Here is a 267-nt window from a genome sequence, read left to right as displayed (position 1 = left end):
CACTGGATCCCACGCCTGGGTTTGCATCAGTTGGTTACCCTGATGGCGGACCACTTCACGGTGCAGGTCATCACGCTCGTAGGCCAGCAGTTCATGCTGGTCGAGGGTCATGCCCAGCACGTGACCGCTGCCGTAGGTGAGCACGCTGACCTTGTGCCCATCCGGGCGGATGGTCGCGACGCGGTTGTTGAGCACGTCGTACTCGTGCTGCCACACCGCGACCATCGGTACCTCTGTACCGAGGTAGTACTGGTGCTCGCGGGTCAG

At 62.5% G+C, this 267-nt stretch carries 1 protein-coding gene; it reads right to left on the bottom strand.

Annotated features, from left to right (window positions below; all coding sequences use genetic code 11):
• A partial coding sequence (locus tag DM373_RS28590; RefSeq protein WP_157966925.1) for a hypothetical protein occupies positions 1–267 on the bottom strand: 267 nt, incomplete at both ends.

This window comes from Pseudomonas sichuanensis (assembly GCF_003231305.1).
In the GTDB taxonomy this organism is placed as follows: domain Bacteria; phylum Pseudomonadota; class Gammaproteobacteria; order Pseudomonadales; family Pseudomonadaceae; genus Aquipseudomonas; species Aquipseudomonas sichuanensis.
This window is presented reverse-complemented; position numbering and strand designations above follow the sequence as displayed.